The organism is Ligilactobacillus equi DSM 15833 = JCM 10991 (assembly GCF_001435735.1).
Taxonomy (GTDB): Bacteria; Bacillota; Bacilli; order Lactobacillales; family Lactobacillaceae; genus Ligilactobacillus; species Ligilactobacillus equi.
In genome coordinates, this window is record NZ_AZFH01000021.1 from 1 (window position 1) to 12,749 (window position 12,749).

At 41.5% G+C, this 12,749-nt stretch carries 12 protein-coding genes; 3 read left to right on the forward strand and 9 right to left on the reverse strand.

Annotated elements, in window-relative coordinates:
• Positions 1-188 precede the first annotated feature (188 nt).
• Both FC36_RS02995 and FC36_RS03000 read left to right on the forward strand, forming a co-directional pair.
• Complete coding sequence (locus tag FC36_RS02995; RefSeq protein WP_025020527.1) at positions 189-1,556, forward strand: FAD-dependent oxidoreductase; 1,368 nt, start codon at positions 189-191, stop codon at positions 1,554-1,556.
• Between the two features lie 211 nt (positions 1,557-1,767).
• The gene (locus FC36_RS03000) at positions 1,768-2,070 is read left to right on the forward strand and encodes a DUF1310 family protein (protein WP_025020528.1); all 303 of its coding nucleotides are present in this window, start codon (positions 1,768-1,770) and stop codon (positions 2,068-2,070) included.
• Positions 2,071-2,104: 34 nt separating this feature from the next.
• Here the strand turns inward: FC36_RS03000 and FC36_RS03005 are convergent, their stop codons facing one another.
• From FC36_RS03005 to FC36_RS03040, 8 genes are all read right to left on the reverse strand, one after another.
• Positions 2,105-2,626, reverse strand: coding sequence for an IS982 family transposase (locus tag FC36_RS03005; protein WP_305068725.1), 522 nt, complete (start codon positions 2,624-2,626; stop codon positions 2,105-2,107).
• Between the two features lie 597 nt (positions 2,627-3,223).
• Complete coding sequence (locus FC36_RS03010) at positions 3,224-4,558, reverse strand: NCS2 family permease (RefSeq protein ID WP_420843334.1); 1,335 nt, start codon at positions 4,556-4,558, stop codon at positions 3,224-3,226.
• A 194-nt stretch (positions 4,559-4,752) separates the two neighbouring features.
• On the reverse strand, positions 4,753-5,004 hold the full coding sequence (locus FC36_RS03015) for a type B 50S ribosomal protein L31 (protein ID WP_025020529.1): 252 nt from the start codon (positions 5,002-5,004) through the stop codon (positions 4,753-4,755).
• A gap of 104 nt (positions 5,005-5,108) precedes the next feature.
• Positions 5,109-6,503 carry a transcription termination factor Rho gene (gene rho / locus FC36_RS03020; RefSeq protein ID WP_023859818.1) on the reverse strand — a complete coding sequence of 465 codons (1,395 nt, stop codon included), beginning with the start codon at positions 6,501-6,503 and terminating at the stop codon, positions 5,109-5,111.
• 17 nt (positions 6,504-6,520) lie between these two features.
• Complete coding sequence (murA, locus tag FC36_RS03025) at positions 6,521-7,783, reverse strand: UDP-N-acetylglucosamine 1-carboxyvinyltransferase (protein WP_025020531.1); 1,263 nt, start codon at positions 7,781-7,783, stop codon at positions 6,521-6,523.
• A 256-nt stretch (positions 7,784-8,039) separates the two neighbouring features.
• A complete protein-coding gene (gene pyrG, locus FC36_RS03030) occupies positions 8,040-9,635 on the reverse strand; it encodes a CTP synthase (RefSeq protein ID WP_023859816.1) in 1,596 nt (531 codons plus the stop codon).
• A 183-nt stretch (positions 9,636-9,818) separates the two neighbouring features.
• A complete protein-coding gene (gene rpoE, locus FC36_RS03035) occupies positions 9,819-10,385 on the reverse strand; it encodes a DNA-directed RNA polymerase subunit delta (RefSeq protein ID WP_025020532.1) in 567 nt (188 codons plus the stop codon).
• Between the two features lie 44 nt (positions 10,386-10,429).
• Complete coding sequence (locus FC36_RS03040; RefSeq protein WP_025020533.1) at positions 10,430-10,858, reverse strand: YwiB family protein; 429 nt, start codon at positions 10,856-10,858, stop codon at positions 10,430-10,432.
• A gap of 122 nt (positions 10,859-10,980) precedes the next feature.
• Between FC36_RS03040 and FC36_RS03045 the strand changes: the two genes are divergently transcribed.
• The gene (locus FC36_RS03045; protein ID WP_023859813.1) at positions 10,981-12,321 is read left to right on the forward strand and encodes an HD domain-containing protein; all 1,341 of its coding nucleotides are present in this window, start codon (positions 10,981-10,983) and stop codon (positions 12,319-12,321) included.
• Here FC36_RS03045 and FC36_RS03050 read toward each other — a convergent pair.
• Positions 12,318-12,686 carry a DUF3899 domain-containing protein gene (locus tag FC36_RS03050; protein WP_225349908.1) on the reverse strand — a complete coding sequence of 123 codons (369 nt, stop codon included), beginning with the start codon at positions 12,684-12,686 and terminating at the stop codon, positions 12,318-12,320. The genes FC36_RS03045 and FC36_RS03050 overlap by 4 nt on opposite strands.
• Between the last annotated feature and the right edge of the window lie 63 nt (positions 12,687-12,749).

Below are 12,749 nucleotides of genomic sequence, written 5' to 3' on the forward strand. Positions count from 1 at the left end.
AATACGATGCCACTCAAGTGTTTAAACTGGCGAACACCACTTGAAGTCTTTATGGAGCATTACCGTTCATAATTTGTTCAATTTATTTCTTGCAATCTGTCTTACGAAAACAATTGACATCGCTTTCGAGAAGAACTATATTTAAGTTGTAAACAATGTTTTTTCGTCAAGATTAAGAGGTGTTTATTATGGAAAAACAAAAAGTTATCATTGTCGGAGCCTCACATGGTGGCCACCAAAGCGCACTTGAACTTTTAGACAAGTACGATAATGTTGATGTCACAATCTATGAAGCGGGTGATTTTGTCTCTTTCATGTCTTGCGGGATGCAGTTGTACTTGGAAGATAAGGCAACCGCTAAAGATGATGTGCGAAACTTCGCCCCTGCTGACCTTGAAGCTAAGGGAGGGCGAATTTTCAACAATCACCAAGTCACAAAGATTAACGCTGATAAGAAGACAGTAATCGTTAAAGACGTTTTAACTGACCAAGAAGAAGAGGTTTCCTACGATAAGTTAATTCTTAGTTCTGGGGTAACCCCTCAAACGCTACCTGTCCCAGGAAATGACCTTGAAAATATCTACCTCATGCGTGGATATGACTGGGCCGGCAAGATTAAATCTGCTTTGAACAATCCCGCTATCAAGAATGTTGCGGTGATTGGGGCCGGAAATATCGGGATTGAAGCCGTCGAAGTCTTCGCCAATGCTGGGCGTAATGTCACGCTCTTAGATATGATTGACAAACCAATGGGCAATTATGTCAACGATGAATTGGCAGACCTTGTCGCAGCTGAACTTGAAAAGCACCATGTCACCCAGGTCTTAGGGGCTAAAATTGAAGCCTTTGAAGGGGATGGTAAGGTCACAGCTATAAAGACGGACAAGGGTCAAGTTGATACAGACTTAGTAATTGTCGCAGCCGGAGTTAAACCAAATACAAAATGGCTTGAGGGCACCGTTGATTTAACTGATCGGGGCTTTATCCAAACAGATGCTTACTTGCGCACTAATCTCCCTGATGTTTACGCAATTGGGGATGCTATCTTACCATGGTCCATCCCAGGTCAAGCTCACATGCCCGTCGCTTTGGCAACAACCGCACGCCGTGAAGCCATGTATCTTGCCAGTCACCTCTTTGAAAGTAAGCCATCCCGTCCATTTAAAGGAGTGGTGGGCTCTTCAGCATTTGGTGTCTTTGACTTACACGGGGCTTCAGCAGGGTTAAACACCTTTTCTGCTGGAAGAATTGGCAAGAAGATTGCGACTTCACTTTATGAAGATTCCAAACGTCCGGCATACGTTCCAGAAAAAGACAATGCCAAAGTATACGTCAGCTTAACTTTTGATCCAGATAGTCACCAAATTTTAGGTGGGGCAGTCTTATCTAGTGATGATATCACCGCCCAAACCAATGTCTTATCACTAGCGATTGAACATAAATTAAGCTTGGAAGATTTGGCTGAGGCCGACTTCTTCTTCCAACCAGGCTACGACCGTCAATGGAGTTTACTGAATTTGGCGGCACAACACGCCTTAGGTTGGGCAAGATTCTAAGATAAAGACCGAGGTACTTCATGTAATGTGAGGTGCCTTTTTTTGTCGTTTCACGCAAACGTTATTATAACAAAAAGTCGTGACTATACATAAATTATAAGATAAGTTAATTATCCGTAAGTTCCTATATATCAAGGTTTATAAGAATAAATTCTTTGATATATAAATTGATTGTCTGCTATATTAAAGGTGCCCAAGAAAGGAAGATTTTATGTTAAAAAGAGTATTAATAGCTTTAGCGGGAGTAGTGGCCTTTTGGGTGCTTTTAATAGGAGGAATCTACGCAGTGGACAGATATCAACATTATCAAATGGTCAAAATTGTGAAGAGTGAGGAAGCGCATAAGGCGTTTGATGAGTGTCTTGAAAGTTATAAACGAAATAAAGAGGATTTTCCGTACGCAGATAAAATGAAATCTTATAAGGTGGATTACAGCAGTATAAAAAAGAATCCAATGTTTGACACAGATGTCACCCTTATTATAAATGATAATAAAGGTTGTGCGTGGTGCTAGTTGATTGGCAAGTCATAGAATCCTAAATTGTACATCAATAAAGAATTTGAAAACCTGTCAAAGAACGGGCGCGATTCTTTTCGATGTCATAATTACTGTTTAAAATCGAAAAACAACGCTCTATCTTACCTCTACAGCGAATTAAATCGTAACTATTTTGCCCCTTTGCACCCTTCATATTAGAGCGATATGGGGTCCAGAAATTATAGCCTAAATCCTTGGCATAAGCTTCACCAATATAGCCCATATCCGCAAGGATATTCTTGCATGGCCTTTCAGCGATTAGTTCAGGTGCTACCCTTACATCATGAATTGATGCTTTGGTGATACTGTAATTCAGAACTATACCTGTAGCTGATGTCATTACATGAGCTTTAAAACCGTAGAACTTTACGTTCTTTGTCGTGTTTTTACCGACATCTGCAATATCCTTGAAAATTTTTGTGGTGTACCGTCTATGTGACATTGATAAAGGCATCGGGAAGCTATCTATAATGGCAATGTCAGCTCCAGGTCCGCTAATTTCAACTAATCTGCGACGCATTATAGCAAGCACCGGTAAGAGTTAACGAGAACGCCGATTAAAACGTGAACGGCTTAATAATGTCTTTTCTGGGAAAGACGTCCTAAATACCCGATAAAATTTACGTTGTGAATTAACACCAATTGCATTTTGGTAAAGCATGAGTGTCAATACCTCAGTATCGGAATTTAGTGCTAAATGACTGCTCTTACGAGATTTTAAGCTAGTGGGACATAGGTTGGCATACAAGAAACGAGCAATTTTCTCAAAGTAATGTCGCGCGTTTTTCTTTAAAATTTAAGTGGTCTAACATGGTATGTAACAACTCCTATAGTTTGATCACTTAAGAGTTTACACCATGTTAGACTTTTTATCTTACAATTTTTAACTAGCACCACGCACAGTATATATTTATATACAAATATATATGTATATTTGTATATCTTTTATCCTCTATAAGGCAAATAAACTTTGCTTAAAGCTCTGTTTTTTCTTTACGAAAAACACCTCCGTACTGAGCCAAATAAAAAGGCACTATTTTCGTAGGGACGCACAAGTACTACTTCCTGCTTTATATCTGTAAAAAAATAATTCGTAATCTTCACTGATTACGAATTATGGCTAAAAGATTTAGTCCTTACTCAAAACCCAAAGGAAAATAATAAAGACAAAAAATAAAGCATACATTAAGACGGGAACTTCCTTACCACGCTTAGCTGCCAACATAGTAATTGGATACATGATAAAACCTAATGCTAAACCATCAGCAATGGAATAAGTCAAGGGCATCCCCGCAATAATCAAGAAAGCAGGAATAGCAATCTCTAATTGATTCCATTCGATACGCGCTAAGTTACCGGCCATTAAAACCCCGACAATAATCAAAGCCGGTGCGGTTACATATCCAGAAACAACCGTTAAAAGTGGGGAGAAGAACATCCCGATTACAAAGAAAATCCCAGTAACCACCGCAGTCAAACCAGAACGACCACCCACGGCAATCCCAGCTGAGGATTCGACATAAGCTCCAGCAGGTGAAGTCCCTAAAATTGAACCAAATAGCATCGCTACTGAATCAGAAATCAAAGCCTTCCCAATCCGTGGAATCCGCCCATCCCGGCTAGTAATACCAGCTTGAGTGGTTAAACCAACTAAAGTCCCGGCTGTATCAAAGAAACAAACCAAAAGAAAAGTCAAGACCACAATTACCATTTGAATAGAATTAACTTCCGAAAGGTGGGTAAAGGCTTGCCCAAAAGTTGGTGCTAAACTTGGGGCCGCTGAGACGATGTGGTGTGGCATGGGCATTAAACCGGTGCTAATGCCAAAAATCGTGGCGATAACCATCCCTATAAAAATGGCCCCTGGCACATTGATAATCATCAAAATAGCTGTCACAATCAAACCAATGACAGTCATCCAGGTTTGCCCGGAAAAGCTTCCCAAAGTTACTAAAGTAGAAGCATCTTTGACGACAAAGCCCCCACCTTGTAAGCCAATAAAGGCAATAAACATCCCAATTCCGGCAGAAATAGCAAATTTCAAATCACGGGGAATAGCGTTAATCACGGCTTCCCGCAAAGGAGTCGCTGAAATAATCACGAAAATAACCGCCGCTACAAAAGAACCTGCCAAAGTTGTTTCCCAAGGAATCTTCATCCCGATACAAACTGAGTAAGCGAAAAAGGCGTTAATCCCTAAAGATGGCGCCATGGCAATCGGATACTTGGCCACAATCCCCATCATAAAAGAACCAAAAGCAGCCGCTAAGGCCGTTGCCGTAAAGACCGCTCCCTTGTCCATTCCTGAAGCCCCTAGGACTGTTGGATTAACAAAGAGGATATAGCACATGGATATAAAAGTAGTGAATCCTGCTAGAAATTCTCGTTTGATACTGGTCTCTAATGTTTGGACGTCACCATGTTCGTCCTTTACATTAAAAAAATAAGCTTTAATTGCATTCACAATAATTCTCCTTATTTATGATAAGTGTCACCTAAAGAGTTTACCATATTCCAACGCCAATGTTCATAAAAACATTTAAATTTTAGCTTAATTTTATTTAATCTTCGCATTTTTAGCTATTAAGTCCTAATACCAAGGCTAAAAACACAAAAAAAGAACCGAACCTACGTTCAGCTCTCCTTTTACTATGTTGCCTAGTTGTTTGAAGTAAAACCGTACTTCTTGTTGAAGCGGTCCACACGACCATCGGCTTGAGTAAACTTTTGACGTCCTGTGTAGAATGGGTGGGAGTCAGAAGAAATTTCAACCCGAATCAATGGGTAAGTTTTACCTTCAAATTCAACTGTTTCATCAGAAGTCTTTGTTGAACCAGAAACAAACTTGTAGCCTGTAGCTGAGTCCATGAAAACAACTTCGTGGTATTCTGGGTGAATGCCTTGTTTCATTTTAAATTCTCTCCTTGTGCCCTGATTCATTTGCTGAACCAGAGTTATTTTCTGTCATATTACAACAAGCCTTATCATAACATGTTTTTTAGGCAAGTGCAATCTTATTTTTGCTTTTCTTGTGCCAAAACTTCCCGACAAAAGACCCGATTACTAGAGCTTTGCTTGAGTTTAGCTAAGAGCGTACGCATCTGTTGTGTTTGATCGATTTCACGAGTAAAGCTACCCTCACGACTATCATAAGTACGACTGAAGTGATCACGTAACGCCCAGCTAGCTTTCAAAACTTGCCGGTCAAGTAACAATTCTTCCCGCCGCGTCGAGGAAGCTTTAATATCAATCGCTGGAAAGACCCGTCTTTCCGCTAAAGTACGGTCAAGACGGATTTCTTGATTCCCTGTGCCTTTGAATTCTTCAAAAATCACTTCATCCATGCGACTACCAGTTTCAACCAAAGCAGTTGCGATAATGGTTAAACTTCCGCCTTCTTCGACATTACGTGCTGCCCCAAAGAAACGCTTCGGCCGATACAAAGCTGCCGGATCCACCCCACCGGATAGAGTCCGCCCACTAGGCTTTTCCACAATATTAGCCGCCCGTGCTAATCGCGTCAAAGAATCCATGAGGATAATGACATCTTCGCCTTCTTCGACCAACCTTTGCGCTCTTTGTAAGACCAAATCCGCCACCCGCAAATGATTTTCTGGTCTTTGATCAAAGGTCGAATAAACCACTTCACCCTTAATAGTTCTTTCTAATTCCGTTACCTCTTCAGGTCGCTCATCAATTAATAACATAATCAAGTGAGCCTCAGGATAGTTTTTACTAATTCCTTGAGCAATTTCTTTCAATAAAGAAGTCTTACCCGCCTTAGGAGGCGCCACAATCAGGGAACGTTGACCAAAACCAATCGGCGCAAAAATATCAATCAACCTCGTTGCTAAACGAGTTGGCGTCGTGGTTAATTTAATTTGTTCTTCGGGATAAATAGCCGTCAAGCCCTTAAAAGGTGGGCGCAAGCGCGCTTGACCCGGTGCTTTATTATTGACCTTATCTACCCAAAGGAGAGCTCCATTTTGCCCCAGACGAGCCGGACGTGCAATTCCCGATAAAAGGTCTCCCTGGCGTAAACCAAGTCGTAATTGGGAATACGATACATATAGATCTTCTCGGGAAGGACCATAGTTAACCGGTCTTAAAAAGCCGTAAGGATCCTTATCTTGAGGGTGCATAATTTCTAAAACCCCTTCGATAAAATAATGCCCGTCTTGATCAGCCATGGCCTGTGCCACTGCGATAATTAATTCCTGACGACTCATGTCTGACGCATCTAGACCATACTTATCCGCATCCGCATACAATGCCGCCAATGACTTAGCTTGTAAGGTTGAGATAACATCTTTGCGTGCTTCCGTAATTTGAGCTCGTTCGCTTTCAGTTAGCTCACGCTCAGATTTTCGCTTAGAATAACGTCTATTATCGGTCTGCTTTTCTACCATTATCTCACCTTCACCTACTAATTACCGACAACTTCCAAGTCAACGGACAAACCTTTGAATTTTTCCACAATCCGATCGTAACCGCGCAAAATGTGTTCAGCATTTTCAATCACCGTTGTCCCATGTGACATCAAGCCTAGTCCTACGAGAGACACACCAGCCCGAATTTCGCAAGCATCAACCGTGGCCCCATGAAGGTCCCTTGATTCTTGGACCGTGATAACGCCATTGGCACTGGCAATGTTACCACCCATACGATTCATTTCTGCAATGTGTTTTACCCTTTCGGGGTAAAGGGTGTCAATAATCATTGATTGACCCTTAGCCTTCATTAAAAGAGGCGTAATTGGTTGTTGTAAGTCCGTCGCAAAACCTGGGAAAGGTGACGTTGTGATGGTGATGGGTTTCAAATTATCGCCACCCGGTACATAAATTTGGTCTTCGCCGATTTCTAACTCAACACCCATCTCCACCATTTTTGAAATAAACGGATCTAAGTGTTCGGGAATAACATTTTTTACGGTCACACCTTCACCATTAGCGGCCGCAAAAGCCAAGTAAGTTCCCGCCTCAATCCGGTCCGGAATAACAGTGTGGATGTTTTTGGCTTCTAAGCGATCCACCCCTTGGATCCGAATTTCGTTGGTTCCAGCCCCACGAATCTTAGCCCCCATGTTATTCAAAAATGTTGCTAAGTCGATAATTTCTGGTTCTCGCGCCACATTTTCCATAATGGTCGTACCTTTGGCGCGCACCGCAGCCAATAAAACATTAATCGTTGCCCCGACAGAAACCAAGTCAAAGAAGACCCGCGCACCCTTTAGCCCCTCTGGGCCCGTCGTGATGCGTACTTGGTTACCGTCTTCTTCAACTTTAGCTCCTAAGGCCTTAAAACCCTTAATATGCTGATCAATCGGACGGGGACCGATATTATCGCCCCCAGGAAAACTCACCGTAGCTTGACCAAATTTACCTAATAACGCCCCCATAAAATAATAGGAGGCCCGTAAAGAACGAATGGCATCTCCTGGCAAGGAACTTTCTTCAATTTGCGTTGGGTCAATTTCTAAAACCCCATGTCGAAAACTTGATTCAACATTCATCGCTTTTAAAATCCGCATCAAGTTTTGGACGTCCAAAATATTAGGCACCGAATCCAATTTCACCGGTGTATCGGCTAAAATTGCTGCGGGAATCAAAGCTACAGTACTATTTTTTGCACCACCAATCGTCACTTCACCAGCGAGTTTTTGCCCGCCTCTGACAATCATTTTTTTCATTTATGTTCCTCTCAACAAAACACTTTTGCTTTCTAAGTTGTATTTAATATAAATCGTTTTACCGGATTAATCACTCACGTTTCAGCCGGCAATTTCAAGGCGCAAGAAAGCACCTTTCTTCAGTTTACAAAATTAATTTCTTTCTTTCAATGGATATCAGATTAAATTTGTAAAAATTAGGAAATTTTTTCTTTATTACAAAAAAAGCGCGAAAAAGTTCCTGCTTAACAAAAACTTTTTTGCGCTTCAAATACAATTAGTTAGCACTAGCAGTCACAAAGGCTTTGAATAGCCCTTCTGGACGTTGTGGCCGGGATAAGAATTCAGGGTGGTATTGAGCGGCCACGAAGAACTTGTGGTCACTAACTTCCACAACTTCCACTAAACGGTTGTCAGGGGAGGTCCCTGCAAAGGTTAAGCCTTTTTCACTCAAGAGGTCACGGTACTTGTTGTTAAATTCGTAACGGTGACGGTGACGTTCTTGAATAACATCTTGGTTATCGTAAGCTGCCGCTGCAACCGTACCTGGCTTCAACTTACATGGGTAAAGCCCTAACCGTTGGGTACCACCCATGTTTTCCACATCTTCTTGGTCGGCCATTAAGGCAATCACATTATTCTTGCCATCTGGAGTGACCTCTTGGGTGTTGGCATCTTCAATTCCAGCCACATCGCGGGCAAATTCAATACATGCCATTTGCATTCCTAAGCAGATTCCCAAGAATGGTACGTTGTTTTCCCGAGCGTAACGAATGGATTGAATCATTCCTTCTAAACCACGGTCCCCGAAACCGCCAGGAACGATAATCCCATCGTAAGCTTGTAATTCTTCTTCAGCATTTTCTGCCGTAATGTTTTCGGCATCAATAAAGTCAATTTCCACCTTGGCATTAATTTGGTAACCGGCGTGCTTCAAAGCTTCATTCACAGAGATGTAAGCATCTGGCAATTGGACATACTTCCCAACTAACCCAATCTTGACTACACCTTCAAGGTTTTGGACGCGATCCTTCAAAGCTGTCCATTCTGTCATATCAGCCGCTGGAGTATCTAAGTGTAACTTTTTGCAGACAATCTCATCCATACCTTGAGCTTGTAAGTTCAAAGGAATTTGGTATAAAGTATCCACGTCCATGGATTCGATGACCGCTTCCGGTTCCACGTCACAGAAGTTAGCAATCTTGTTGCGCATACTTTGAGAAATTGGTTGTTCCGTCCGTACAACTAAGATGTTAGGTTGGATTCCCAAACCACGTAATTCCTTCACAGAGTGTTGAGTTGGCTTGGTCTTCATTTCTCCAGCAGCCTTGATATAAGGCACTAAAGTCGTGTGGATATAAGTTACATTATCAGCCCCAACTTCGGACTTCATTTGTCGTAAAGCTTCCAAGAATGGTAAGGATTCAATATCCCCTACCGTTCCACCAACTTCGGTAATCACCACATCAGCATCAGTCACCGTACCGGCGCGCATGATTTTTTCTTTAATCATATTAGTGATGTGTGGGATAACTTGCACAGTTGCACCCAGGTAGTCCCCGCGACGTTCCTTCTTTAAAACTTCTGAATAGATCTTACCAGTCGTCACGTTGGAGTATTTGTTTAAATTAATATCAATAAAACGTTCGTAGTGGCCAAGGTCTAAGTCTGTTTCCGTACCATCATCAGTCACGAAAACTTCCCCGTGTTGGTACGGACTCATGGTTCCTGGGTCAACGTTAATGTATGGATCAAATTTTTGGATTGTTACCTTTAAACCCCGATTTTTTAATAAGCGACCTAAGGAAGCTGCAACAATCCCTTTACCTAATGAAGAAACAACCCCACCGGTAACAAAAATATATTTGGTCATTAGAAAATACTCCTTTATAATTTATGATTTTATTGGGTAAGATACGTTAAAAATAAAAACAACAAGCTCCCTATCCACTCATGAATAGGGAGCTTGTATCTTCCGTACGCTTGCTTCAGCAAAAACTGAAGCGCCCATATAGCATTCTACATGCTTTAAGGATTTGCGTCAAGTAAAAATATATTATTCGTCGTCTTCGGATGCAAAGGCATCTTCGTCAGAGATGGTTGAAAGTTGATCTTCTAAACCGCCATCCAAATCATCATCTTCGTCATCTATGCCTTCAAGATCACGACTGTAATCTTTCAATTCATTATCATCGTCATCTTCGTCATCGTAGACGTCGTTTTCTTCTTGGTCGTCATCATCATCTTCGTCATCATAGTCGATAACATCATCATCTTGAGCGTCATCATCCATAAAGGCGTTAACTTTGGTGTTTTTCTTCGCCGTATCATCGTCATCTTCAGAATGCACGAGCGCTTCGTCGATTGAGTCGAATGGATACCACGAACGTAAACCCCAGGTGTTGTCACCTAATGAAATGAAGCTTCCATCGACGTTTAAGTCAGTATAGAATTGCGACAAGCGTTCACGAATTTCGGCGTCACTTTTACCTAAGTATTCTTGAATCGCATTTGTTAAGTCCGCAAAAGACATAGTTTGTCCTTCGTGTCTTAAAACTGCGTGGGCTACTTCCACCATTGATAATTCATTTTTGTTTACATTTTTAAATTCTTCAAGCTCCAAACTGGTACACGTCCTTTCCACAGTCTACTCTTCATCTTACAATATTAATTTGTAAAATGCAATCGTAATTTATAGTCACCTAATAGTTCTTGCCCAGAATAAAGCTGATAATCAGCCTTAATTACACCTTTGGTTTCCACTTCATCTAGCTCAATCAATAATTTTTGTGTTTGTGCTTGAAGGTCTAATTTGCCAAACGCGGTATGATAACGTGCCGCTAAAGTTTGGCCAGCGCTTAATTGCATTTGCAAACGCAACTGTTCTTGCTTCCGGGTTAGTAAAACCTCTGCTGCACTAATTTTTAGTATCACTTGGGCTTGCCCATTTTCATTTTCCTCTATATAACGCAAATAATATTTATCATCTTTTTGGGTTAATTCCCCTGTAAACTTTTGATTGAACAAGGTGGTTTGGCCATCTTGAACTTGTTTGGTTCGTAAATGAACCCTAACTTTTTGTGATTTCACTTCCATTTTTTTCCTCACTTTGTTTCAAATGTTACCATCTTAAGCTTAACCGGGTCAATCAGACTTTGACGGACCCGCTAGAAAGCTTATAATGGACTTAAGTACTCTTAGTAGAAAGTAGGTTGCCTATGCAAAATACCATTCTTTTAACCAAAGAAAAAGTCCTCCGCGACCCAATCCATAATTACATTTATTTACAACATCAGGTCATTGTTGACTTGATTAATACCCGTGAATTTCAACGTTTGCGACGCATTAAGCAGTTAGGCACAACCAATCTCACCTTTCACGGAGCCGAACACAGTCGTTTCACCCACAGCGTCGGAGTGTATGAAATCACCCGCCGGATTTGCGATCTCTTCTTACGCAATTATCCTTCAAAAAGTCCAAACGATGGCCTTTGGAATGACGACGAGCGTTTGGTTGCCTTATGCGCCGCTTTACTGCACGATTTAGGACATGGTGCTTACTCCCACACCTTTGAACACATCTTCAAAACTAATCACGAAGAAATGACTGTGGCAATTATCACCAACCCTGAAACCCAAATCAATCAGGTTTTAAAAAACGTAGCTCCAGACTTCCCTGAAAAGGTAGCCTCCGTGATTACCAAGACCTATCCTAATCCCCAAGTTGTCCAAATGATTTCTAGTCAAATTGACGCTGACCGCATGGACTATCTCCTGCGGGATTCCTACTTTACTGGCGCTAATTACGGAACCTTTGATTTGACTCGTATTTTACGGGTAATGCGCCCCGATAGTAAGGGTATCATTTTTGATATCAATGGGATGCATGCCGTCGAAGACTACATCGTTAGTCGTTTTCAAATGTACCAACAAGTCTACTTCCACCCCGTTTCTCGCGCGATGGAAGTTATCCTAGACCACCTCTTATCACGTGCCCACCACTTATTTGAAGATGGTAAGTTAAATGACCCACTAAGTCAGCAGTTCCTGCACCCCTTCTTTAATGGAACTTTTACCTTACAAAACTACCTCGCCTTGGATGACGGTATTTTAAACACTTGCTTTGAGCTTTGGCGTAACCATGACGACCCCGTTTTAAGCAATTTAGCCACTCGTTTCTTAGATCGTCAACCATTCAAGAGCGTTAAGACCTCTATGGAAACGCAAGCCCTCTTACCCGAATTACGGCAACTAGTAACCGATGCAGGGTTTGATCCGCTTTATTACACCGCCGTCAATGATAGCTTCGACCTGCCTTACGATGTTTATAATCCACGCAAGGATAAAAAACCCACTCAAATTCGCCTACGCCAAAAGGACGGTTCCACTGCCGAACTTTCCCAGGAAAGCGCCCTAGTTAAGGCTATTACCGGACGGCAAAGCGGAGATGAGCGTTTCTTCTTTCCCAAAGAGATGTTAGCCCAAAATCAAAATCTCGATATTTTCATGCCAGTTTATTTAGAGTTTGCTCAACATATCAAAAACGACCATATCGTTTAAACTGTCAACAGGATTGCTAAAATAATTGCCAAAATCCCTAAGAACAAAGTATTAGCGGCAAACTTATCAAAGTGGATGGGACTATTCTTCTTACTAGCAACGGTATGCACATCAATTTTACGTTTTTGGTAATCTTCATCCCGTTCTCCCTTGCGCTGGCTCTTAAACCAGCCACTCATTAAACTGGCATATAGCAAAATATTAATAATCGCCAGACAAACCAAAGTTAAGCCACCCATGAAGAAAATATCCGATAGTAAGCGGGCCTGACTAGTGAAACGACCAATTAAAGCCACTAAAAAAGCCACCGCACCCACTGTTCCCGTTAGTGGGAGGACGATTTTATTTTTAAAGTTATCTATCATCGCATCTCATCCTTAATTTTTTCTTTAGTGTAGCAAAGACCAAGGACAAATGCAAAAGCTCCA